This is a genomic window from bacterium, assembly GCA_016702305.1.
Classification (GTDB): Bacteria; Electryoneota; RPQS01; order RPQS01; family RPQS01; genus JABWCQ01.
The window spans coordinates 70,875-94,327 of record JADJEH010000008.1; the positions used below are offsets into that span (position 1 = coordinate 70,875).

Here is a 23,453-nt window from a genome sequence, read left to right on the forward strand (position 1 = left end):
CTCTGCATCGTCAGACGCTCGTCCCAGCCGTTGGTAGCGTGACACTTCTCGCAACTGTTGCCAAATTGTCCGGTGTGTACATCGGCATGGCAGGAAACACACGCCGTTTGTGCGTCCGCGAAAACCAAATTCGTGTGGCACGACAAACAAGAAGTTCCCGCATGGCGGCCGGCCAAGGGGAACTTCGTGGAATCATGGGAAAATGGCAGGGGCGATAGCAACGGCGTCCACCCGGAAACCGAGTGACAGATGTTGCAATCTTGCAACAAATTGCCATGCGGGTTGGCGGGCTCTCCACTCGCGGAAACCACCACCCACAGGCAAAGTGCGGCACACAGCACCGATCTATGCAAAAGTCGGCCGATCATCTTCTCCAAGACTTCTGTGCGATAAAACACAAAAGTCACTTATTACATCGAAAAGTCAGTAATTATTAATCATGGCGGAAACTGGTTACCGGGGTGAGTCAGAGTGAAGGCAACAAATGTACCGACTTAACCCATCTCGAAACCAGAGCGTGTTCACTCCGGTCAATATATGCCATATCGAATGATAAAGCAAGATGTCATCAAGCCCGAGTGAAGAAACTCAACCCAGAGAAAGGTGGGCCCCGAGGGCATCCAGATTTCCTCCAGACGTACCATAGTGAACAGGAACGTCGCTGAGGATTCCCGCGCGTTTCTTAATGCAACCCGTTACCCGACTCGGGCGTTACACCAGTGATCCAACAATAATTACCCACAGGCGCCTTGCTGAACTTAGGAATTCGTGGCCTTGACAAGCGGTTCGTGGCTTCGTATCTTTGGGTGTTGCAGCAATTCAACATGTGAGGACTGTGCGAAATGATGGCTTTTCTATGGCTTGCTGTTCTGGCGCTTGGGTGTTTCGGCGTTGGATCCGCATCGGCACAGATGGAGATTTTTGAAGCCGCGAAAACCGGGGATATTGTGCGCGTCGAACAGCTACTCGAATCCGAGCATTCCGCGTTGGATTACGATGTCAACGGCTCGACAATTTTGCATTACGCGGCAAGCGGCGGCCAAGCGAAGATCGCCGCGCTGCTGATTGCCCGCGGCGCGGACGTGAACGCCGCGAACAAAGACGGCTTCACCCCGCTGCACAATTGCGCTCTGAGTGGAAACAGCGAAACCGCCGTAACGCTGCTCGGCGGCGGCAGCATTCTCTACGCTCGCGACAACAATGAAATGACACCCCTGCATCTGTGCGGACTGAGCAACAACGTGGATGTTGCCAAGATCCTCGTGGGTCATGGTGCAGATGTCAACGACAAGACATCCACGCTGTGGACTCCGCTGCGGGTCGCTGAGTACAAATCCAACAAGGAGCTGATCGAATGGTTGCGGGCGCAGGGTGCGAACGAATAGTTAGTTCGCGCGCTGGCTCGACAGTTCTCGATGTCACGGTCCTGTTCGTGGCGGGCGGTGGGGCGGAGTTCGATAGCAGCACATCGCTTTGGCGGATTAGTGACTAAAGCTAATTTCGTGGCGTTCTTGTTGATTATTATTGCCTTACGTTAAGTTATTGAGACGCTGCGGCGTCATCGCGCAGCGCAGATGATCTGGGAAAGCCCCGATAAGCGATTGTTTATTGGGGCTTTTGTGTTGTTGCGCCCGTTGGCCAGTGTCATGGCGCTGAGTCCATTTTAGTCGGCATATTTTGGTCAGGCAATTTTCAGATTTACTGACGATATTGGGATTAGACGGGATTTAACAGCGTGGCCATGAGAATTCTACTTATTGAAGATGATCGCAAGATTGCCGAAGCGCTGCTAAAGAGTCTGCGCGCGGATGCGCATATTGTGGATCACGCACGCACGGGCGAGGACGGCGAAGAGCTGGCGTTCGTGAATCAGTATGATGTGATTCTGCTCGATATCATGTTGCCCCGGCAGGACGGCTGGCAGACGTGCCGCAATATTCGCGCGCAAGGTGTAGCTACACCCGTGCTGATGCTTACAGCACTGGGTGAAGTTGAAGACCGGGTGAAAGGGCTCAACTTGGGAGCAGATGACTATTTGACCAAGCCATTTCATACGGCCGAATTAGAGGCGCGGATGCGCGCGCTCGTACGGCGGCCTTCGTCGTCGCGCTCGGCGGTGTTGGAACAATTTGGCCTGCACATTGACTTGGAACGGCGCTATGCAGAACGTGACGGCCGTGAACTTTCATTGACGACCCGCGAGTTCCGAATGCTTGAACTCTTCTTGCTGAATCCGGGCAGAGTGCTGTCGCGCGAGACGATCTCGGACCATTTGTGGGACATGAACTATGAGCCGCGCAGCAATGTGCTGGAAGCGTTCATCAAATCGTTGCGACAGAAGGTGGATCGCGGTTTTGCGCGACCGCTCATTCACACCGTGCGCGGTCTCGGGTATGTTTTCAAAGAAGAGACGGCGTAAGCACATGCTCTCCGGAATGGGAATCAAATCCAGAATCGTGGCGGCGAACACCCTCATGATTGGCATATTGCTTATCGGCTTCGTAGCGGTGACCTATACAAACATTCGGCACAGCGGCTTACGCAAACTCGATGCGGAACTTGCCATATTCGCGGCTAAGGTTTCCGAAGATGTCGCACAGGATATTGAAGACCATGAAGAGACCGACTTCGCCGAAGTTCGCGACTTTGCGCCGGACGGTTTGGCCGAGGGCGCGGGTACAGGTGTGGACTCGTAGCGGCGCGGTGACGCTCGCGGATTCAGTGTTGTCCTTGATAACCTCACAATTGCCGGGCGAATTTGATGAAGATGAAACGCTTGCCGAGACTGTCCTTCACAATGGCGCGAGCTTTCGAGTTTTCTGGCAACCGGTTGAGGTTGACGGTCGGTATCCCAATATCGTGCAGGCGGCAGCGTCCATGCACGAGCTTGAGGCCGAACTTTCGCGCTTGCTGTGGCTGTTTCTGGGAATGATCGCGATGGCGCTACTTCTATCGGGTCTGGCGGCGCGGGTATTGATGAAGGTGGCGTTCCGGCCGATTGATCAGATGGCCGACGGCGCGCGGCTTCAGCGCGGAGCGCTTAGACCCGCGGGTGGATGTTCCTATCCCGATGATGAGGTGCGGAGACTTGCTGAGACACTGAACGGACTGTTGGCCCGCATTCAAACGGCGTTCGAGAGTCAACAGCAGTTCGTCGCCGATGCTTCGCATGAACTGCGCACGCCGCTGACGGTCATTCGCACGGAGCTCGAATTTGCAAGTCGCTCGCTTGACGGCGTGAAGTCGCGCGAGAGTGTCGTCAATGCGATTGCGGAAACCGAGCGGCTTGAGCGGCTGACCAATCAACTGTTGACGCTTGTCAGACTCGATTCGGGCAGGCATTCCGTTGATCGCGGCGCGGTGCGAGTGGACGATTTACTGCTGGACTGCCTAACTCAGGTCAGACCCAGGGCCTCTGTCAAGCGCGTGACCATGCAAGTGCACATTGCCGAGGTCCTGGAAACGACCGGTGACGCCGCTTTGCTCAGAAGTATGCTGCTGAACATCATCGAGAACGCCGTAAAATACTCGCCGGAGGACGCCACGATTCAGGTCGAACTCCGACGGCACGACTTGGATGAACGATTTCTGAAGATTGTGGTGACCGATGCGGGGCCGGGTATTCCCGAAGAAGAGCAGGAGCATGTCTTTCGCCGATTCTATCGGGCGAAGGCGCAGCGCAGCGAGGCAAATGGCAGCGGGCTTGGTCTGGCGATTGCCAGAAACGTCATTGAGATCCACGGCGGTGAACTGTCGGTTATGAGCGCCGCGGGGCACGGCTCTAAGTTCACGGTGAAATTGCCCTGTATCGGCCATGAAAGCGAACGTGCCAAGTGACTGGCGGAGCAATTTCAGGTTTCGTTCAGGAACAGAACATTGTAGCGCGTTTCGTGAAGTCAGGAGATATTCATATCGCCGGGCGATATTGAGGGTGACAGCGCCACCTATATGGGTGGGCTTACGATCACTTGAAGAAAAGGAAACAGACATGAAAAATCTCACAAGCGTCCTGCTCGCAGCGATCATCGCGCTCGTGCTTGTCGGATCAGCGCTCCCCGCGCTGGCAAAGGCAGCCAAAGGCACGGGAACGGCGAAGGAAGTGTCGCAACCCGAACTGCCGATGGCGGTGACACAGTCACTGCAGATGGCCTTCCCCGGAGCCGTGATAACAGAAGTGTCCAAGGAAAATGAGAACAACGTGCAGGTCTATGACATTGAGACGCGCGACGGCATGATCGAGCGCGACCTGATCTTTGGGCTTGACGGGACGCTTCTGGAAGTGGGCGAGCACATTCCCGCCGCTGATTTGCCCGCGGCGGTGCGGGACGCGACGAACAAGGCCTTTCCCGGCGGTTCGATAACCGAAGCCGAGCGGAAGACCATTGGTGGTACGATGCGCTACGATGTTACCGTCCAAAGCGGCGGAGCATCACACGAGTTGTATTTCTCACCCGCCGGCGCAATTCTGAACGTGACTGACGATGAAGACGACGGCGGCGATGACGGAGATGATGACTAAGCCGTCGGCGATGCGCAGCCGCGCGGCGATTGCGGCACTCGTGCTGAGTCTCGTGGTGTCCGTGTCTCCCTCCGAAGCCCGAGTGCTGAAGTCAATCGGCAAGTCTTTGCAGTCGAGTGAGCAGACGTTCACGATCGGCGGCGGACTCGACTTTCAATCGGACGAGGGCGAAGATGAGTACGATTTGTCGTTGCTGGCTGAGTACGGTTTCACGGAAGACCTCAAGGCCGCGTTCGAACCGAACTTCATCTATATCAGAGGCAGTGCTGGGAGCATCAACGGCTTGGGCGAGTTTGAGGCTTCGCTGAACTACGACTTCTACGAGATTGAGGAACCGGAATTGGGACTATCAGCGCTGGCGTTGATCAAGCTCCCGACTGCTTCACAAAGCGAACTGGGCACGGGCGAGACTGATTTCACCCCTCGGCATCAGCGCAAGTCATGAGTTTGAGGGTGCGGACGCGGACTTTGAGGCACTCTACACATTCGTCGGCGATCCGCCGGGCGAACAGCTTCAGAACTCGATCGAGTTCATTCTGGCGAGCGAGTGGTACGCTTCCAGCGTTCTAAGTCTGATGGCTGAACTGTCCGCCATTGATGGTGCGGGACGGTCGCATACTCATGCGGGAAGCGTCCAGGGCCTGGCGGGACGCGAGGACAGCAGCGAGCGATCCGTGACGCTGGGTTTGTCTGAACGCATAGGTGCGGGAATGAAACTCGCACAGGGAGTTGTCTACGTCTTGGACGGCACACTTCAGGCCGTCGTCGCCTGGGAGTGGGCGCTCGGCGGACATTAACACTCTCGCAACAGCATTGCAACTCGCATGAGGCGGTCCACTGGACCGCCTCATGCGTTCTCATCGGCCGAGAATCTTCAGGAATCGTTCATCTTGTTCCGCTATATTGGAGCATACAGAAGGACGATCACACGGATGTCCTTACGAAGTGACCAATCAAAGGGAGAATGAAATGAAGCGGAAGTTATTGTACGCCTTATATGCCGCCCTCTGCGCACTGGTCGTGGCGGCAGGCTGCGACAAATCGAGTGAGCCCGAATCGGAACCTGCGTGGAATCCCGGCGTGAATCCGGCAACTTTCGTGGCGGGTGTGGACCATCCATTCTTCTCAGTCGTGCCGGGCCGTATCATGGTTTACGCCGGCAATGACGGCGCGGTGCGGGACAGTGTGGAAGTGCGCGATTCAGATCAGACGCGGGTTGTGATGGGCGTTACGTGCATGGTCTCAGAGTTCCGCGCGTGGGAGAATGGTGAGCTGGTCGAGATCGCGCGTGACTGGTATGCGCAGGATCAAGCGGGTACGGTCTGGTATTTCGGCGAAGAGGTTGAGAACTACGAGAATGGAGTGCTCGTGGATACCGACGGTTCCTGGGAGGCCGGAGTGGACGGCGCCGTGCCCGGCTATCAGATGAAAGCGACTCCGCACGTCGGCGACGTCTATTACAACGAGTTTTACGAAGAAGAGGCCGAAGATCAATCGGAGGTGTTGAGCGTGGATGCGGCCATTCCCATGGGCTTCGGAGACTTCGTTCACTGCGTCAAGACTGCGGATTGGACTGACCTTGAACCGGGAATCACTGAGCATAAATATTATGCGCCGGGAATCGGGCTTGTCTATGAAATCAAGGTGGAAGGCGGTTCAGGGAGCATTGAACTCGTCGAGGTGCGACAGGCAACGGGCGCGTCGTGGAATCCCGCCGTCATCCCGTCGAATTTTGTTACGGGAGTCAACAACCCATATTATTCCGTAGTTCCCGGCCGTGTGATGGTGTACGTGGGGGACGGAGACAGCGTGGAGGTGCGTGACACGGATGACACTCGTGTAGTGATGGGCGTAACTTGCATGGTGTCGGAGTTTCGCGAGTGGACGGACGGCGAACTGGTTGAGGTAGCCTACGACTGGTTTGCACAGGATCAGGATGGAAACGTATGGTACTTCGGTGAAGCGGTCGAAAATTATGCTAACGGCGAGTTGATCAATACGAACGGTTCATGGGAGGCCGGCGTGGATGGCGCACTGCCCGGTTACCAGATGAAAGCTCAGCCATTTGTCGGTGACCGCTACTATCAGGAATACTATGACGGGGAAGCCGAGGATCAGGCGCGCATAATCAGCGTCACGGCCTCCCAGTCGGTCGTGTTCGGTCAGTTCAGCAATTGCGTGAAGTCGCTCGAGTGGACGGATATTGATCCCGGCGCCGCCGAATTCAAGTTCTATGCATCGGGAATCGGCTTGATCCGCGAGCATGCTACAACCGACGAATCGAGCGGCATGGAACTCGTTGCTGTACGCATGGAGTAGCGCTCGCAGCGCCCACACGGATTGACTCTGTTGAAACAAACAAGCCCCTGTCGACTTCACGGTCAGCAGGGGCTTTTGATGTTATCAAGTCGGATGAGCGTGAAGTGCCGAATTAACTGCTTTCCGCGCGAGGGAGTGAGATGCGGAAGGTCGTGCCCTGACCGGCGGCGGATTCGACTTGAATGGCGCCGGAGTGCTCTTCGACAATCTGGTGGACGATCGAGAGTCCGAGGCCGACGCCGACACCCACGCCCCAAGTCGTGTAGCCCGGCTCGAAGATCCGGGACAATTTGTCCTGCGGAATGCCGATGCCATTGTCGGCGATTTCCACGACCACGTTTTCTGCCCCGGCAAATGTGCGAATGCGGATCTGGCCGCTCGACGAGACCGCGTGATTGGCATTGCTCAGCAATTGCAGGATCATCTGGTTCAATTTGGCCGGATGGCAAAGAATACGCGGCAGGTCGGCGAGTTCTTTTACGATTTCGATGTCAGGTTTGCGCTCTTGCTCGAAGACGGCCAGCGTATCTTCAATGCTCCTGTTCACGTCGTAGAGTTGCCGTTCCGCTTCGTCCAGCTTCACAAAACTCTTCATCTTGGCCACAATCTGCGCGACGCGGTTCGAACCCTCTGACACCACGCGCTCACTTTGGAGCAGCAAAGACAGCAGCCTGTCAATCGCACGCGTTTGGTCGGACTCGGGCAGCGCCTTCACGTTGGCCTCGAGTTTGGCGACGCACGAACGAATATTCATGCTTGAACTTTGAACGGCGGAAATCGGATTGTTGAACTCGTGCGACATACCGGCGACGAACAGGCTCATCGAGGCCATCTTCTCGGATTGGACGAGTTGTGCCTGCGTTAGGCGGAGTTCGAGGTTTGCGTTGCTCAAGTCGTCGTTCGTTCGTTCGAGTTGTGCGTAAGAGGTCTCAAGGTCAGACATGGCGTGCTTCAAGGCGAGCTCGGTAGCCTTGCGGTCGGTGATATCGGTGACGATGCCCTCAATCGCCTTGACGGATCCGTGGCCATCGCGTTCCGCCCATAAGCTCATTTCGACAAAGAACTCGGATCGGTCACGCCGCCGAAAGACGTACTCGCCAGTGAGCTGACCGTCGCGGGCCAAGGCCGCCATGACCTGCTGCCGTTCGGCTGGGTTGCTGTATACCTGCTCGCCGATGTTGGTGACTTCCGAGCGGGCATGCTCATCGGAATCGTAGCCCAGCATTTTCACGAGGGCACGGTTGGCAGTGATCACTTTGCCATCGGGCGACGACCGGATGATTCCGGCTGTGGCGTGTTCGAAGATTCCGCGATAGCGTTCTTCGCTGGCGCGCAATGCCGCCTCGACGCGCTCACGCTCGGAAATGTCCACAATGAGCGCCTGCTGCATCCTGCGTACGCTATCAGCCAGGCGCCGAGTTCATCCGTGAGCGGTAGTCAAAGACCGCGTCGAGCTTACCGTGTGCGATAGACTCGGTGACCGCGGAAATTCGGCGCAAAGGACGCAGGACCGAGCTGATCAGACCGACGGTGATCATGAACAGCATACCAAGGCAAAAGACAATCGCAAGGCGCATGTGCGATTGGGATTTGGCGCGTGAACTGCGGGCGTCGTGGAACGCGGCGTTCATGCCGCCCGCGAGCCGCTGGCCAAGTTCCCGCTGAAGCGCGGTCAGGTTCTCATAGCGCCGGTTCATGTCCTCCACTTTGGGAAACTGCGCCTCGTTAAGCTCGCTTGCTATCAGTTGCAGCGTCAGGGCGCGCGCAAGGTCATAGTAAGATTCAAAGGCCCGATTGGTTTCGAGCAACAGCGCGGAATGCTCAGGCAACAGCACCCGCAGCGAGTCCTGCAACGACACCTGCCGGAGACGCATTTCATCAGCCTCAAACAGCATGTCCGCATCCTGCAAGACAATTGAGGTTTGGAAGACGTGTTGAATCTGAAGGGTCAGCGTAGCAAGCTCGTTGCTCAAACGGACTGCCGGAAAGGCCTTCAGCTCAATGCGGTCGGCGAGCCGCGCGTTTTGTTCGGCCTGAATGTAGGATATGCCGTATATAACGACAAATGCCATTGCGGCGAGCAACGGCATGGACATGATCTTGTGCGTGAATCTCATAAGGTTGTTCGGTCGTGAATCGCGGGCTATTCGCTCATTTTACAGCGATCCGGCGGATAGGTTTGGACGTTGGCAGATACGACGCGTAACCGATGGCGCCAGGTGTTTCACTGACAAACTCGATCAATTCGGCTTCTGTTTCAAATGATTTGGGCGGCAGGCCCCGGCCCGTAAAGACGGCTTGCTTCCAAAACGTGGAGAACTGTGAGGCGTCGCGGTCAAGGTACTTTTTCACAAACGCCGAGTGTGTTGCCCCTGACCGCAGCACGACGGGCACAATGTGAGCCGTCGGACCACTGCGACTTCTTGCCAAGGTAGATACGCTCGATGGACTCGCGCTGTAGTTCGGAGTCGGGCACGTTCTTGTTCGCAAATACAATAATTTCCGCCGACCATCCGACGGAGGCCAGAGCGAGCAAGATTGTTAGAACGGCGGTGGTTCGTGCGTATCGCATCAGAAGTGCACGGTCGTTTTCAAGAGGAGCGCATGCCAATAGCGATCCAGCGTGCCGGCTCGCGCACCGTCAAACAGAGCCTGCCCTTCGCGAAGCGCCACACCGTCCAGATAATGATACTCCGCCTTAACCATCATGTTGGGATTGATGTCAATGCGGGTGCTCAGGACGAGGTCCTTTTCCCATCCGGCGTAGTCCGGCCACCCTTGCATTACCGCGAAATCGCCGTCACGGTCGTTGACACGCGGGTAGTAGACGCTGTAGTACATGCCGCAAGTCAGCCACTTGTTGGTGCGGCAGCTTAACATTCCGTAATAGCCTTCCTCGCGGCCAGTGCCTGCCCTTCCCGAGTTCATGACGTTGGAATTAAACTCGGCCGCCGCGGTCAGACACTTGTGAACGTATTCCGCGGAGAAGGTGGCCATTTGCTCGATGTCGAACTCGTCACTATAGTGAATCTGCCGCGTGAAATCGCGTGGGTGCCCATTGGAGTCCGTAAGCGTGACGGCGTAATTCCAATCGGTCGACATTTCAAATTCGCCAACAAGAAACGTGGTGCCCATACGCAGACCGGGCACCGGCGGAGACCAGACAAACGCGCCGCCATAGACGACCGGAAAGAGGACTTTTTCGTTGAAGGATCCAAGGTATTCGACGGCGACGGAGTTAGGATCGGCGCCGTACTCCGCGGCGGCCTCGAAGCCAACCGGGTATACCGAGCTCGCCCCTCCGACCCGGAAGTTGCCGCCCCAGAAGCCATTCTTGGGATTTGGAATATTCAGCGTACCGCACCAGAGCTCGTAATCGCAATAGCCGGATTTGTGCAGCGGTAAATTCCCGTAAAGGCTCACCCCTTCGTGGGCCAAGGCGAAGTCGCGCAGGCCTTCGTTGTAGACGCACTGCGGCAAGAGGACGGCGGTGCGCAGCATGTCAATGTCGCGGCCCTGATTGTAAAAGCCAAGCGGGACTTTGATCTTCCCGACGCGCACGCCCAAGTAATCACGCCATTGGTAGTCGCCGCCGGCCCAATCAATGAAGACTTGGTTGTTGCCCTCCAAACCCAAATCGCGAGCCAAAAATTGAATGCCGACGCGCAAGCGCTCCGTCGGCGTCGCGAGGACAGTCGTGCCCACCTCGTTGTACTCGAAACTGCCCTTGGCGGAACGGGCAACCAGGAGCTGGTTGGCAGAAGTCGTTACGAAGCCCTGACTGGCGAAGCCGCTGACGTAGAGATTTTGCATCTGCGCCGTCAACCGATGCGGGGCCACGGCCAGGATGCAAACTGTCAGCGCAAGGACCGTCCAGTTTCGGGATATCGAGCTGCGGGAGGTGTATGTACTTACTGCGACCATGATGTGTTGTTGTTGCGGAAGGATTTAAAGGCGAATCGAGAGCCACAGCCCGGCCGGATCGTCCGGTCCGCCGCTGAAGGGGCGCACGGTCATCCACTTCATCCGGTGACGGCCAACGAGCGCGTCGGCGACGGCGAAACCGTAGGCCCCGCCGACCCAAACATCGGATGCCCAGTGCCAGCGTGAGTCCACACGCTGCACTGCAACGGATGCCGCGCCCATGTAGAGGACAACGTCCATCGGGACAAAATGAATGTGCTCGTCGGCGATGCGCGCGATCTGGAAAGCGTGGGAAGCGTGACCTGAAAAAAACGACTGGCCGGGTTCGAAAAAGTCCCAGTGATTCGAGCGATAACCCTCGATGGGGCGCGGGCGGCCGGTGATCTTGTTGACAATCACCTTGGGAGGTCCCGCGATGAGGTAGCTTTCGAGGATTTCAGAACTCATCCGCGACAGCCACTCAAACCCGACCAGGTAGGAGACCACGGCGGTGCCGAGAATGTACTTATTCATCGTTCCTTGCCGACCGACCGGTTCCAGAAACTCCCCGGCTTCGTGGAAGGGCTCGATGCTCCAATGATCCTTGTTGCGGTGCAGTCCGGCGCTGATCTCGTCGTCCAAGAAGTAGATTCCGGCTCCGACGGCAACGATGCCAGCGAGGTACTTCAGCGTGCGCGGGTGAAAACGGGCCGGTGAAGAGTAGACCCAGGCCACATCAGACAGCCCGGTCCGTGCGACAAATTTCATATCTCCCAAGATGTTGCGGGAGAAGGCCGACTTGCCGAAGAGCCGCGTCCCGTACGGCTTTGTGGCGATACGTTGGCTGTCAGCCGAGCTGAGAGCTACCGGCGGCGGACTCGAACCCACACTGAGACCACGCTTGAATCGAATCTCCTGGCCCTGGGCCGAAACGACGAGCAGAAGTACAAACGCCGAAATACCAAAAGCCCTGCAGATATTCAATGGTTTCGATGGTTTCGTGAATAGAGACAGCTTTCGCCACGATATCAGTATGTACGCTTGATTTTGCACTAATTCAATAGTGACAGATACTCCATCCAATTAGCGCTTGTTGTTCTATAATATTGTAAATATTAATTTTATGTCTAAGTCGCTGACCGAATGAGCACTCTGATCTCAATTCCTTTTCGAATAACCTCTTTGTGAGCATCGGTACAAGCAGTTTTAGCATGCTATTCTCAGGTAATCTTGCTATAATTGAACGAAGACGCACGGACAGAGTCACTTCTTAACGTGATTTCCGACTGCTATGTCGTTTTAATGGGTTGGGACCAAGTTTTTCAAGAATTCATTCAAGTCCCCTGAACAGGATTTTATGGAAGCACAAAACGAACACAGCGCCAACGACGATCTTGACAGGCTCAGGCTGGAGTTGGAGACTGTGAAAGCGCAGTTGCAGCAGACGCAGGCCCAACTGATTCACTCTGAGAAGCTGGCCACCATCGGCATGCTCGTAGCGGGCGTCGCGCATGAGATCAATTCACCGATCGGTGCGTTGGGAGTATGCACGCGACTTTGGTCAAAGCGCTGGACAAGCTCAAGTGCAATTTGACCTGCGACGGCGCGAAGAACTCCGTCCTGGACGAGCCCGGCGTCGCCGCGACGCTAGCGATCATTGACGACGCGAATCGCGTGATCAGCAACGGGACGATGCGCGTTCTGAATATCGTTCGGCACTTGCGGAGCTTCGCGCGTATCGATGAAGCTGAACGCACCGTCGCCGATTTGCACGAGGGGATTGAGGACACGCTGACGCTGATTGATCACGAAATCAGGCATAATATTCGGATCGTCAAGAAATTCGGTGAGATTCCGGCGATCATGTGCTACCCCGGGCAATTGAATCAGGTCTTTCTGAACCTGTTGGTGAACTCACGGCAGGCGATGGAGGACGGCGGAGAAATCACAATTACGACCGGCGTCGAGGACGGTTCGATCCGCGTGGAATTCGCCGACACCGGCAAGGGGATCGCACCGGAGTATATTGACAAAATATTTGAACCGGGATTCACTACGAAACGCGTGGGCGTCGGCACGGGTTTGGGACTGTTTATTGTCAACTCGATTGTGCAGGCGCACGGCGGGACCATTACCGTAAAGAGCGAGGTTGACAAGGGGACAACATTCACCATACTGCTCCCGATTGACGCAAACAGGTCTGATGTCAGCGCGCTCTGAGATGAGCCTAAGTTGGGCGCCGTGGATGTGCCGGTGGCACGTGTGGGCGCTGCTGCTCCTGGCCGTACCCTACGCTGCGGCGACGACGCAGCCGGTGGACTCCGCGCAGGCCGGACGAAAACGACTTGCGGCGAATTCCACATTGGAAAAGGTCGTTTCGTTTCCGGGACAGCTTGCCTATGCGCCGGTGCGCTACACCGTGCTGGGCCTGGGTTATGCCGGTGTCTACCTCGTTCAGACAGGAGTGGTTGACAAGATCGTAAGTGTCGTGGGCGGCGCCGGATTCACGCCGGTCTATGCTCCACGAACGGGCGCGGGACTGCGCTTCACAAGATTAGACTGCCTTACGAAAGGCGCGGCGCTGATTACGACCGCGTCATCGTGGCTCGACGGAAGGCAGCTCTACTCCGTTGAATGGTCTGACGTTCCTCTGGGGACCGCACTGACCACCGAGTACTCGATCCGCTACCGTTCTCTGACTGCGGAAGCCTTTTACGGCGTCGGGCCTGAAGCTGCGACGGACGACAAAGTCGTCTACTCGGAAGAGGACGTGCTGTTTGAATTCTCGATTGCGAAGCGGCTGAACAGGTTCTTTCGCGCGAAGCTGGATATCGGCATCAGCAATACAAGCATCTTCGCAGGACGCAACGGGTTCACGCCGACGATCAACGACTACTATTCCCAGGCGTCATTGCCGGGATTCAAGGACAAGAACCGGTTTCAAGGTACAGAACTCTCACTTCGTTTCGACGATGCCAACGATCCGGGACATCCGACCGCGGGACGGATTGGAAAGATCGCTGGCTTGTTCTTCCATGACCTGCACGGAGATCGTCAGAGCTTCTGGAAGACCAGTTTGGATTTCACGCAGCATTTGCACCTCTTCCATGACCGCGTGCTCGTGCTGCGCGGCGCGGGCGAAATGACTCAGGCCGCCGAAGGACATGACATTCCATTTTATCATTTGGCGGAAATCGGGAGCTACGGCACCGTGCGCGGATTGACGCGTGGTCGCTTTCGAGACAACGACTATGTACTCGGTTCGGCGGAGTACCGGTATCCCGTTTGGATTCCGTGGGCGAAGCTCGTGGATGCCGTCGTGTTTGTGGACGGCGGGCAGGTGGCCCATGACGTGTTTGAGGATGCGCGATTCGCTGTCTGGCAAATTGGCTACGGCGGCGGCTTCAGATTCTACAACGCGACGACCTTGATTGCAAAAACGGAGATTGCTTTCAGTCAAGAGAGCTATCGCTTCTACTTCACTCTGAATACGCCGTGACCCGACGATACGCATACCGCATCGGCTCCCTGATCGGGCTGTGTATCTGGCTCGGACTTGCTGGGTGTGCAAGCTCACGGCGCTTTATACCGCCGCCTCCTCTGCCGGATGACCGCACGGATGTTCCCGTCTGCCCCGAGGAGGTGGACACGGATATTCTGTGGGACGGTTTCCAGCGACAGATGATACAGCCCGGCGCGGATCTGTTTGATTTCAGCCGTTGGATGCGTAAAGCGGTCGGCGCGCCGAAGGAAGCACTCAACGCGAATGCGTTGGATGAAGTGGACAACTCGAGTTGGTTCACGAACCGCAATTTCACGTCGCCGATGGAACCCGCCGCCGTGCTGCGCGGGCCCAATACCGTTGACGGACCGGATCAGTCCGGCGGTTGGACGGTTATTCGCGCGAAGACCGTTGGTGTGACGCCCGGTTTCACAATTCGCGACACGCGCGGCGATTCCTACGTCATCAAACTCGATCCACCCGGCAACAACGGTCTGAACAGCACGACCGACATCATTGTCACGAAGCTGTTCTATGCCGCGGGCTACAACGTGCCGGAGAATTACCTCGTGACGTTTGATCCCACGATATTGAAAGTCGGCGAGGGAGTCAAGTTCACGGGTGCGGACGGTGTCAAACGGACGATGACTGAGCAGGATTTGGCGGACGTTCTCGCCAAGGTTCAGCTTACCGACGACGGCAAGGTCCAGGGCATGGCCAGCAAGTACATTGACGGCAAGCCGATTGGGCCTTTTCTCCTGAAGGGGACGCGGCATGATGATCCCAATGATCTATGTCCGCATGAACATCGGCGGGAGCTGCGCGGCATGCGCGTCATCTTCGCGTGGCTGGGCCACTATGATACCAATGTGAGTAATTTTCTGGACGGGTATGAAGAAGCTGACGGTATTCACTTTGTGCGGCACTACCTGATTGACTTTGGCGCGGCGCTGGGCAGCCATCCGGGCGGTGCGAAGCCCGCGGATCGCGGCTCGGAGCCGTATATGGACCCGGTGCACTTGTTGAACAAGTCACTCGAACTTGGACTGGTAAGGCGGCCTCGCGACCATCAGGAACCGGTTGAGTATCCCGAGATCGGTCGGTTCAGCGCCGAGAATTTTCATCCAAAGAGCTTCAAGTTCATCTTTCCCACGCGCGCATTCGAGTATTACACTCCGCGCGATGCTTACTGGGGCGCTAAGATTGTGGCGTCATTCACCGAACCGCAGATACGCGCGGCGGTGCAGTCGGCCAATTACCGTGACAAGGCCGCCGAAGAGTATCTCATTCGCGTGTTGCTGGAGCGGCGCGACATCGTGTGCCGCTATTGGTTCAGCAGAGTCGCGCCAATTGATCACATTGCGTTGACCGAAGACGGCCTCGCGTTCGACGATTTGGCTGTGGCAAGTGGTATTGAGAGCCAAAGTGCATCGGCGTATCGGTTTAGGACGTATTTGAACGGCAAGAGTATCGGCTCGTGGCAGCCCGTGCCCGAAGGATTCGTCATCGGTCCCGATCTTATGCCGCCGCTTACGGATGGCAGCGATCAACTCGCCGTCGAGATTCAGGTTTCGCGCGGGCACGGCTGGAGTCACTCGACAGTGGCCTACATTGAGGGCCGCGGCGGAGCACACGTGATAGTTGGAATCGAACGGGAATCATAGACAGAACGCACTTTGAGCAATCCCTTTAAGGCCGTGCTTGATATCCGGCGCCACGAGCTCCCGCTCGCGCTGCTGATGTTCGGCTACTTCTTCTTAGTCATTACGAGCTTCTGGATTCTGAAGCCGATCAAGAAGGCGCTGTTCATACAATACTATGACGCCGCCGGCCTGACGCTTCAGAGTTGGCACATGACCGCATCACAGGCGGAACTCGTGGCTAAAGTGCTCAACATGATCGTGGCGATCTTTGCCGTGATCATATTCACCTGGCTAAGCCGGCACTTTCGCAGACAGCAGCTAACGTATTGCTTCAGCGCGTTCTTTTTGGCCGGGTTTGCAGTTTACGCCGGGGCAATCGCCGCACCCGGTGCTGTGACGGTCTGGACGTTCTATCTGTTCGGTGATTTATACAGCACGTTGATGGTCGCGACATTTTTCGTGTTCTTAAATGATAGCGTGACTGCGGCGGAGGCGAAACGCCTCTATGGATTGATCGGTTTAGGTGGAGTCGCGGGCGGCGTGTTCGGTACGAGCGCGGTTCGACTGTGGATTGACAGCATGGCAAGCAGCGATTGGCTGTGGGTTTGCCTGGCCGTCGCGATTGTCATCATGCTGATTGCGATGACCGCCGGACGATTGATCAACTCGCGACGTGAGGCGGCGGCTGATTTGCCCTCAATCGAACAGGGCAAACACGGTAACCCGGCCGTCGAAGGCGCCGCGCTGGTCATGAGATCCCGATATCTGCTGGCGATTGCCGGCGTGGTGGGGCTTTACGAAATCGTGTCTACGTTGCTGGATTTCCAATTCACGGCGACCGTATCGCACTTTCTGGATGGCGCTGCCATCGGTCGGCAGTTCTCGCTGGTCTTTGCTGTGACCAATTGGGTTTCCATGATCGTTCAGCTCTTTTTGACGAGCTTTGTCATGACGCGTTTCGGGTTGACCACCGCACTGATGGTCTTGCCGGTTGCCATGCTGGCCGGTTCGACCGGTTTTCTGCTCTTCCCTGTTCTGTGGGTCGGGAGCTCGCTGAACACGCTGGACAACGGCTTCAGCTACTCGATCAATCAGTCTTCGAAGGAAACGTTGTATGTTCCGACGACTGTTGACGAGAAATACAAGGCAAAGGCGTTCATTGATATGTTCGTGCAGCGCTTCGCCAAGGCGCTCGCGGTGGGCGTCAGTTTGGCTGTGACGACGATCTTCGTTGACTTCGACAGCATCCGATACTTATCTTTGTTGACCGCGGTGCTCGTCGTGTTGTGGTTGTGGTCGGTACGCTACGCGGGCCGTCGCTTCGACGAACTGGCGGCAAAGTAGAATAGCAAACATGAGCGCGGTGGTCATTTCGTTTCTAAGAAAACTGTTTGACGTGCGGCCGGGCGAAGAAGTTCGCTCGGCGCTGATGTTCTCCTATAGTTTTCTTCTGATCGCTTCACTGACGATCGTCAAGCCGGTCAGAACGTCGCTGCTGTTGACAACGCATGGCCCGGGCACACTGCCGTACGTATTTCTCCTCATCGCCTTGATCACGCCGCTGTTCGTGCTCTTCTACAACAAGGCGTCTAAGCGCATTAGGCTGAACCGGTTGATCGCGGTCACCACGCTGGCCTCAATCGCGTGTCTGTTGTGTATCTGGTTTCTCTTGTATATTGACTACGCAGCCGAGTGGTTCATTTTTGCGTTTTATGTATGGGTTACTATCTTCGGCCTGATCACGACGACGCAATTCTGGCTGCTCGCGAATTACGTTTTCAACGCGCGCGAGGCGAAGCGGTTGTTCAGCGTGATCGGCTCCGGCGCGATTGCTGGCGGGATCGTGGGCGGCTACCTGACTTCGGTGCTCGTGGCCACGCTTCACACGACCGGTATGCTGCACCTGTGTATGGTGTTTCTGGCTCTGTGCCTGGTGCTCCAATACTTCATTTGGAAGCGGAGCGCCCACGCTACATACGGCGAACGCATGCGGCGGCAGGATCGGCAGCGGGCGCGCTGGGAAGAGCCGAGCCCGTGGAGTCTGCTGTTACAGTCGCGGCTGGTCCTCTATCTATCAGGCATTGTCGGCATCGGCGTGGTTGTGGGAACGCTGATTGATTACCAATTCAGTGTGATGGCCTCGCAGTCGATTTCGAATTCAGACGAGATGACGGCCTTTTTTGGTTTTTGGATGTCAAGTCTGAGCATCGCATCGTTCTTGATCCAGATTCTGGCGACGAGCCGTATCCTGAAATCGTTCGGAGTTGTCTCCGCCCTGACGTTTCTGCCGGTTGTGGTCGTTGCCGGCGCGGGAACCGTGATGCTCTTTCCGACGCTCTGGGCCGCGTCCGCTTTGAAAGTAGGCGAAGGCGGGCTCAAACAGTCGCTGCATAAGGCCGGACTTGAGCTGCTGGGTCTGCCGGTACCGATGCGCCTCAAGAATCGCGTGAAGGTGCTTGTGGATGTGGCGATTGACAATTTTGCGACGGGGCTTGCCGGTGCGATCGTGTTGCTGCTCATGTTCTGGGATTTCGCGGGACCGCGTGAGCTCAGCGCGATGATTTTGGGTCTGGCCGTCGTGTGGATAGGCCTGGTCTATCTGGCGAGAACGGATTACCTGAATGCTTTCCGGCAGGCGATCAGCAAGCGAGCCATCCAGCCCGAAGACCTGTCCTACGAAATATACTCTTCCTTGCGGGCCGATCACCTGATTGGATTGCTCGACAGCAAGAACGACAAGCAGCTTCTGATGGCACTGGGCTATCTAGAAAACATGGGCGACAAGCGGCTTGCGTTGCATCTCACCAGACTCGCCGGCACGAGCACCGGCGGTGTCCTCAGGCGGGTCTATCGCATTGCGCGCACGATTCCTGCGGTGGATCTGACCACGCATGCGACCGCGCACCAACTGCACGAGCTGGCGGAGGTGCGGGTGGCTGCAACAAGATACCTGCTGCGGCGCTCTAATGATAAGACGCAGAGCATCCAGCAGTTCATCAGCCGCCAGGACGACCGGGTGACCGCCGCTACCATTGTGGCCGCGGCCAAAGAGTGGGCGTCGGACAACGCATTCCGCGGGGCCGTAGATTTACGCGAGTTTTATGGCGAGTTCTGTACGGCCATTGAGAAAGATTCGCATTCCCCCGAGATTGGACTGGCCATGGCGGAGGCTTTGAGCATTGCACCGCAGGTCGAATTTGGGTATTGCGTTGAACGGCTGCTCGAGTCCGATTCGCCCGAGGTCGCTTCGCACGCAGCGCTGAGTGCGGGGCGCACCCGTGATGAGCGCTTCGTGGGTGTGCTGGTAAGTCAACTTAGCGACAAACGCCTCCGGAAGAATGCGCGTGAAGCGCTGTCCGAATACGGTGAGCCGATCGCCGAGAGGTTGGCCAACGTCTTGCGCGACGCGAAGGCGAATTACCGCGAACGCTTTGAGATTCCCCGAATCCTGTCCATGATTGGCACGCAGCGTTGCTTCGCGCTGTTGACGGAATGCCTCGGGATGCAGCATGTCAAGCTGCGGTACGAAGTGATACGCGCCCTGAACCGCATGCGCAGTCGGGACGCAAGTCTGAAGATCAAAGCAAAAAGACTTGACCCCGTGATTTGGGCGGAGATTCGCAGTTACTACGAGCTCACGTTCGTGCTCGATTGCGTGGAGCGCGCGCCGACGCGCGACGCGGCGACGGGCCAGGCGGTAGCGCGCCAGTTGCTTGTTCGTACGCTGCATGAGAAGTTGACGAGTGGTCTCGAACGTATCTTCAGGCTGCTCGGGCTCGAGCATCCACCGAAGGACATGTATCACGCCTACCTCGGCGTGACGAGCGATGTGCCTGATCAACGGGCGAACGCGATTGAGCTGCTCGAATTGATCCTGCGGCCGGGCATGCGGGCAGCGCTTATCCCGATTGCCGAACGGACCGGGCGGGCCGAGCTTGTCGAATTCGGCGCAAGTTTGTTTGGACTCAAAGAGACTTCTGAAACCGGAGCGCTCAATATTCTGCTGCGGGGCGACGACGATTGGCTGCGAACCACCGCACTCCATTTGTGCTGGTTCAGGGATCCTGACGCGGAGAGTCACGACCCTGCAGCGTTCGAGACTCACGACGATTCGGTTGTACGCGAAACCGCCGCCCGCGTGAAACGCTCGGCACTTACTCCAACGGCTCTTCAGAGCACGCCGCCATGTTGACTACCGTTGAAAAGGTCATCTTCTTGCAAGACGTGGATGTCTTTGCCAAGATCCCGCTGGAAGATCTGGCCTACGTTGCCATGATCGCCGATGAGGTTGTGGCCGAGCCGGGGCGAGTTCTTTACGCGGAAGGCGACATATCGGACTCGATGTATCTTGTGTTGGACGGCAGCATTCGTCTGCAGCGCGGCGGCATTGAGGTGATGCTCGCCGGACCGCGGGACGTATTCGGAACGTGGGCGCTGTTTGACGACGAGACCAGAATCGTCACGGCGGTCGCGGCGGAAGAGAGCAACTTGCTGCGGATTGACAAAGAGGATTTTCTGGATTTGCTCGCGGACCACTCCAGAATTACCGAGGGTGTTCTGAAAGTTCTGGCATCCAAGTTGCGCAATTTGGTCGGCTGATCGAGTTGCGCCGTGAAATAGCACGCATAGATAAACGGAGAGGATATGTCCGAGAAGGTTACACCGCAAATTATTGTTCTTGTGGACGACGAGGAAATGGTACTCATCAGCATTCGTTCGCTGATCGAGCTTGAGACCGATTATACTTGCGTGCCGTTCAAGTCCGCGAATCAGGCCTTGGATTTCGTCGCATCTTCCAATGACATCAGCCTGGTTGTATCAGACTATCTCATGCCGGAGATGAATGGCATCACCTTTCTGTCGAAAGTGCGGCAGTTGCGGCCCGACGTCCCGCGGATTCTGCTGACCGGTTACGCCGACAAAGAAAACGCGATCAAGGCGATCAATGAGGTCGGCTTGTTTCAGTATATCGAGAAGCCGTGGGACAACAGCGACCTGCTGCTGATCTTCCGGAATGGACTGGAGAAGCAGCAGTTGATGCGCAAATTGCAGGAGAAGATTGACGAGATCAACAAGGCTTACGGCGATCTCGACTCGCTGCACAGGGAGATCGTCAAGGCCTTCGTTTAGCGCGCGTCCGGGGCAGCGCATACGGCACATGGAAAAAGGGTCTACCAATTCGGTAGACCCTTTTCGCAAGGCAGCGTGCTATTTGTGAACGCCGGTCAGTCGTTATAGGCGATTACTTTGTACCAGCCATTGTACTCCAGCACGATGTTAAGTAGACGCCATTCTTCCTCTTCAGCGCCGTCAACGGTCACCATCATGCGAAATGCCGCGGTGAACCTTGATCTGCGGGTAAGTCCGGACTTCTTCAGGCTCGTCTACCCAGTCTGAGGAAGCCAGATCGCGCCTGCCAAAGTCATACATAGCGGCGTGACGCTTTGTCAACATCCCGCTTCACCCAGCCCCATGCGCCTTTCAACAGGCATGTTTTGCACTTCTCGGCTGCGGGCAAATTCGCCCACAGGATAACGTCGCGGTATTCCTGCTCGGTCAGACAGTAGGCCTTCACCTTCCAGACTGCAATCCTGCACCTCCCCAACCCCGCGGCCAGCTCGGCCATTGAGGGGAACATGCCAGGGAATGGCGGCGCGGAGCGCCGGCTTTTCGAGCAGCCGCAGCCGTAACACCAGTCCAAAAAATGAGGGCTGTCATAGCTTTGGCCAAAACGGCGGGTCAACGCAAACGCGGACCCGCCGTTGATCGGAAATAATCGCAATTACGCTTAGCGCGACCAGCCGGCGTCCCAGTTGTCACTCGGGCCGCTGAAGGCGCCAAGGTAAGGGGCGTAGGGCAGGCCGTAACGGGCAAGCGTCGAGGCAGGCGCGGCATTCGGCTGCCACCAGCGCGGGCGAACCCACGGCCGGACGGGCGTCATAAGCCGTCGGGTTCACGAGCAGCGGATCCGCGATCAGGGTCGTCGCGTTTGTGCCACTGAAGCCCGTGCCACGGAAGTTCGAGATATTCTGCGTCCAACCCGTCGGGGCGGCAAGAATGTGGCTGTTAAGCGTCATACCGCCGGCAGGGACGCCGTTGACGTTGTCCCACTCCGCGTCTTCGCAGCGGAAGTGACCGTCGCCGATGCCGGCGCCGGTGTTGGCGTCAATGACTTCGGTCGCCGCAGCGCCGTTGTCCCAGAACAGGGAGTTGTCAATTCGCGTCAGACCGCCCGCGCCAGCCGCTGCCGTCGCGCTGTTGTCCATATCAATACCGCCCGAGCCACCCAGCGTGACGACGAAGTTGAACCAGTTGAACAGCGTACCACGACGCGGATTCAGAAGGTCGGTGTTCGCAGCGGGGCTGCCCTGATGACCAACCAACGTGAAGTTCGACAGCCAACCGTTCGAACGCGGCAGCGCGTTGTTGTCGGCTTCGAGGTTGTCGGCTTCGATGGCCTTGTCCGAGAACTGGCCGCGACAGTACACGACCACATTCCAGGCCTTGCCGACCCAGCCGTCCGTCCAGTCGAAACCGTCGTCGCCGGTGTTCTGAATAACCACGTGGTGAATGCTGTTCGTGCCGCCGAAGAACTCGACGCCGTCGTCCTGGCCGCCGAACGCCTGGAAGTGGTGATAGTCCGTGCCGCTCCGTGAAGCGGAAACCGCCGTACTCGAGGCGGAAATACTGTGCCGTACCGCTGCTTTGAGTATTCAACGCATTCGCCAGCGCGTTACCGAACGGGCCGGTATTGCCTTCGCCGACCGCGACGCGGCCACGGTTATTCTGCGCATCGCCGGAGATGATCAAGCCACCCCAATCGCCGTCGCGCGGCGTACCCGTCAGGCGGCCGGACGTGAACACGACCGGCTTGTACTTGGTGCCGTTTACGTTCATCACTCCATTGGAATTGACACCGTCAGAGGCTTCTACTTCGAGGAACGTCAGCACGTTCACGGTGTCCGCGTTGATGGACGACGAGCCGTTGATCGTGACACCCTCTTCAATATCCAATACGCTGCCCGGAGCCACGGAAGTCGGACCGGTCAATTCGTAGACTTGATCGTTGGTCAACGTTCCGGACACGTTCAGCGGAAGCAGCGTGCGTGTGAAGACGGTCCACGTGTAGCTCCAGTTCACCACGCCGCCTTCGGTGATCACCGCGGTGGTCGTGGCGACGGGGCGATTGACCTTGTAGACGCAAACGTCGTAGGTGCCAACCGGCAGCGTCTCGACCAGATAGTTACCGTTGGCATCGGTGTAGGCCAAACCGAAAACGCTCGGGTTGCCCTGCAGCGAGGCATACACCAGGGCGCCCTGCGCCGCAGTGTTCGAAGTGTCATTGATCGTACCCGTCAGATCGCCGGCAGGAACGACGGCTGTAACCACGTAATAGAACTGCTGTCCGCCCGACGTGTTGTCGGTGAAGGTCAGCGCATTGACCGTGGCGTACTGAAACAGGTTCGTTACGTCCGTGATTTCAGCGGTTTCCTTGTAGATGTTGTACTCGGTCGCGCCAGCCACCGGCTGCCACCGAAGGACAACATCCGAGCCTGACAACCCAACC

General features: G+C 57.1%; 23 protein-coding genes. 16 read left to right on the top strand and 7 right to left on the bottom strand.

What is annotated here, in order from left to right:
• The first annotated feature begins 842 nt into the window (after positions 1-842).
• From IPH10_08815 to IPH10_08850, 8 genes are all read left to right on the top strand, one after another.
• Entirely contained in the window at positions 843-1,385 is a 543-nt protein-coding gene (locus IPH10_08815) for an ankyrin repeat domain-containing protein (protein ID MBK6911009.1), read from the top strand.
• Between the two features lie 356 nt (positions 1,386-1,741).
• Entirely contained in the window at positions 1,742-2,419 is a 678-nt protein-coding gene (locus IPH10_08820) for a response regulator transcription factor (protein ID MBK6911010.1), read from the top strand.
• Between the two features lie 16 nt (positions 2,420-2,435).
• The gene (locus tag IPH10_08825) at positions 2,436-2,696 is read left to right on the top strand and encodes a hypothetical protein (protein ID MBK6911011.1); all 261 of its coding nucleotides are present in this window, start codon (positions 2,436-2,438) and stop codon (positions 2,694-2,696) included.
• Entirely contained in the window at positions 2,683-3,837 is a 1,155-nt protein-coding gene (locus IPH10_08830) for a HAMP domain-containing histidine kinase (GenBank protein MBK6911012.1), read from the top strand. Before IPH10_08825 ends, IPH10_08830 begins: the two co-directional genes overlap by 14 nt.
• 151 nt (positions 3,838-3,988) lie before the next feature.
• Complete coding sequence (locus IPH10_08835) at positions 3,989-4,519, top strand: PepSY-like domain-containing protein (protein ID MBK6911013.1); 531 nt, start codon at positions 3,989-3,991, stop codon at positions 4,517-4,519.
• Positions 4,482-4,964 (top strand): hypothetical protein, encoded by a 483-nt coding sequence (locus tag IPH10_08840; GenBank protein ID MBK6911014.1) that lies wholly within the window; start codon positions 4,482-4,484, stop codon positions 4,962-4,964. The genes IPH10_08835 and IPH10_08840 overlap by 38 nt, the downstream gene beginning before the upstream one ends.
• Positions 4,965-5,094: 130 nt before the next feature.
• Complete coding sequence (locus IPH10_08845; GenBank protein ID MBK6911015.1) at positions 5,095-5,316, top strand: hypothetical protein; 222 nt, start codon at positions 5,095-5,097, stop codon at positions 5,314-5,316.
• Between the two features lie 172 nt (positions 5,317-5,488).
• Entirely contained in the window at positions 5,489-6,838 is a 1,350-nt protein-coding gene (locus IPH10_08850) for a hypothetical protein (protein ID MBK6911016.1), read from the top strand.
• A 112-nt stretch (positions 6,839-6,950) separates the two neighbouring features.
• Here the strand turns inward: IPH10_08850 and IPH10_08855 are convergent, their stop codons facing one another.
• From IPH10_08855 to IPH10_08875, 5 genes are all read right to left on the bottom strand, one after another.
• Entirely contained in the window at positions 6,951-8,228 is a 1,278-nt protein-coding gene (locus IPH10_08855; GenBank protein MBK6911017.1) for a PAS domain S-box protein, read from the bottom strand.
• A 13-nt stretch (positions 8,229-8,241) separates the two neighbouring features.
• Positions 8,242-8,955 carry a hypothetical protein gene (locus IPH10_08860; protein ID MBK6911018.1) on the bottom strand — a complete coding sequence of 238 codons (714 nt, stop codon included), beginning with the start codon at positions 8,953-8,955 and terminating at the stop codon, positions 8,242-8,244.
• A gap of 34 nt (positions 8,956-8,989) precedes the next feature.
• Entirely contained in the window at positions 8,990-9,190 is a 201-nt protein-coding gene (locus IPH10_08865; protein ID MBK6911019.1) for a hypothetical protein, read from the bottom strand.
• A gap of 219 nt (positions 9,191-9,409) precedes the next feature.
• Positions 9,410-10,762 carry a hypothetical protein gene (locus IPH10_08870; protein ID MBK6911020.1) on the bottom strand — a complete coding sequence of 451 codons (1,353 nt, stop codon included), beginning with the start codon at positions 10,760-10,762 and terminating at the stop codon, positions 9,410-9,412.
• Positions 10,763-10,786: 24 nt separating this feature from the next.
• Entirely contained in the window at positions 10,787-11,725 is a 939-nt protein-coding gene (locus tag IPH10_08875; protein MBK6911021.1) for a phosphatase PAP2 family protein, read from the bottom strand.
• A gap of 373 nt (positions 11,726-12,098) precedes the next feature.
• Here IPH10_08875 and IPH10_08880 point away from each other — a divergent pair, with 373 nt between their 5' ends.
• The 8 genes from IPH10_08880 to IPH10_08915 are packed head-to-tail and all read left to right on the top strand — an operon-like array spanning position 12,099 to position 21,016.
• On the top strand, positions 12,099-12,335 hold the full coding sequence (locus IPH10_08880) for a hypothetical protein (protein ID MBK6911022.1): 237 nt from the start codon (positions 12,099-12,101) through the stop codon (positions 12,333-12,335).
• On the top strand, positions 12,287-12,961 hold the full coding sequence (locus IPH10_08885) for a hypothetical protein (protein MBK6911023.1): 675 nt from the start codon (positions 12,287-12,289) through the stop codon (positions 12,959-12,961). The genes IPH10_08880 and IPH10_08885 overlap by 49 nt, the downstream gene beginning before the upstream one ends.
• Before the next feature lies 1 nt (position 12,962).
• Positions 12,963-14,240, top strand: coding sequence for a BamA/TamA family outer membrane protein (locus tag IPH10_08890; GenBank protein MBK6911024.1), 1,278 nt, complete (start codon positions 12,963-12,965; stop codon positions 14,238-14,240).
• Positions 14,237-15,907, top strand: coding sequence for a hypothetical protein (locus IPH10_08895; GenBank protein ID MBK6911025.1), 1,671 nt, complete (start codon positions 14,237-14,239; stop codon positions 15,905-15,907). Before IPH10_08890 ends, IPH10_08895 begins: the two co-directional genes overlap by 4 nt.
• Before the next feature lie 12 nt (positions 15,908-15,919).
• A complete protein-coding gene (locus IPH10_08900) occupies positions 15,920-17,230 on the top strand; it encodes a hypothetical protein (GenBank protein MBK6911026.1) in 1,311 nt (436 codons plus the stop codon).
• A gap of 10 nt (positions 17,231-17,240) precedes the next feature.
• Entirely contained in the window at positions 17,241-20,078 is a 2,838-nt protein-coding gene (locus tag IPH10_08905) for a hypothetical protein (protein ID MBK6911027.1), read from the top strand.
• Positions 20,072-20,485: a cyclic nucleotide-binding domain-containing protein gene (locus IPH10_08910; protein ID MBK6911028.1), complete on the top strand. Its 414-nt coding sequence runs from the start codon at positions 20,072-20,074 to the stop codon at positions 20,483-20,485. The genes IPH10_08905 and IPH10_08910 overlap by 7 nt, the downstream gene beginning before the upstream one ends.
• A 45-nt stretch (positions 20,486-20,530) precedes the next feature.
• Complete coding sequence (locus IPH10_08915) at positions 20,531-21,016, top strand: response regulator (protein MBK6911029.1); 486 nt, start codon at positions 20,531-20,533, stop codon at positions 21,014-21,016.
• A gap of 292 nt (positions 21,017-21,308) precedes the next feature.
• Here the strand turns inward: IPH10_08915 and IPH10_08920 are convergent, their stop codons facing one another.
• Positions 21,309-21,461, bottom strand: a complete 153-nt coding sequence (locus tag IPH10_08920) for a hypothetical protein (GenBank protein MBK6911030.1) — start codon at positions 21,459-21,461, stop codon at positions 21,309-21,311.
• A gap of 692 nt (positions 21,462-22,153) precedes the next feature.
• Complete coding sequence (locus IPH10_08925; protein MBK6911031.1) at positions 22,154-23,410, bottom strand: carboxypeptidase regulatory-like domain-containing protein; 1,257 nt, start codon at positions 23,408-23,410, stop codon at positions 22,154-22,156.
• Positions 23,411-23,453 lie beyond the last annotated feature (43 nt).

Coding starts and splice junctions, on each gene's coding strand:
- IPH10_08815 (MBK6911009.1), top strand. CDS start 843: ATGATGGCTTTTCTATGGCTTGCTGTTCTGGCGCTTGGGTGTTTCGGC.
- IPH10_08820 (MBK6911010.1), top strand. CDS start 1,742: ATGAGAATTCTACTTATTGAAGATGATCGCAAGATTGCCGAAGCGCTG.
- IPH10_08825 (MBK6911011.1), top strand. CDS start 2,436: ATGGGAATCAAATCCAGAATCGTGGCGGCGAACACCCTCATGATTGGC.
- IPH10_08835 (MBK6911013.1), top strand. CDS start 3,989: ATGAAAAATCTCACAAGCGTCCTGCTCGCAGCGATCATCGCGCTCGTG.
- IPH10_08840 (MBK6911014.1), top strand. CDS start 4,482: ATGAAGACGACGGCGGCGATGACGGAGATGATGACTAAGCCGTCGGCG.
- IPH10_08845 (MBK6911015.1), top strand. CDS start 5,095: ATGGCTGAACTGTCCGCCATTGATGGTGCGGGACGGTCGCATACTCAT.
- IPH10_08850 (MBK6911016.1), top strand. CDS start 5,489: ATGAAGCGGAAGTTATTGTACGCCTTATATGCCGCCCTCTGCGCACTG.
- IPH10_08855 (MBK6911017.1), bottom strand. CDS start 8,228: ATGCAGCAGGCGCTCATTGTGGACATTTCCGAGCGTGAGCGCGTCGAG.
- IPH10_08860 (MBK6911018.1), bottom strand. CDS start 8,955: ATGAGATTCACGCACAAGATCATGTCCATGCCGTTGCTCGCCGCAATG.
- IPH10_08870 (MBK6911020.1), bottom strand. CDS start 10,762: ATGGTCGCAGTAAGTACATACACCTCCCGCAGCTCGATATCCCGAAAC.
- IPH10_08880 (MBK6911022.1), top strand. CDS start 12,099: ATGGAAGCACAAAACGAACACAGCGCCAACGACGATCTTGACAGGCTC.
- IPH10_08885 (MBK6911023.1), top strand. CDS start 12,287: ATGCACGCGACTTTGGTCAAAGCGCTGGACAAGCTCAAGTGCAATTTG.
- IPH10_08890 (MBK6911024.1), top strand. CDS start 12,963: ATGAGCCTAAGTTGGGCGCCGTGGATGTGCCGGTGGCACGTGTGGGCG.
- IPH10_08905 (MBK6911027.1), top strand. CDS start 17,241: ATGAGCGCGGTGGTCATTTCGTTTCTAAGAAAACTGTTTGACGTGCGG.
- IPH10_08910 (MBK6911028.1), top strand. CDS start 20,072: ATGTTGACTACCGTTGAAAAGGTCATCTTCTTGCAAGACGTGGATGTC.
- IPH10_08915 (MBK6911029.1), top strand. CDS start 20,531: ATGTCCGAGAAGGTTACACCGCAAATTATTGTTCTTGTGGACGACGAG.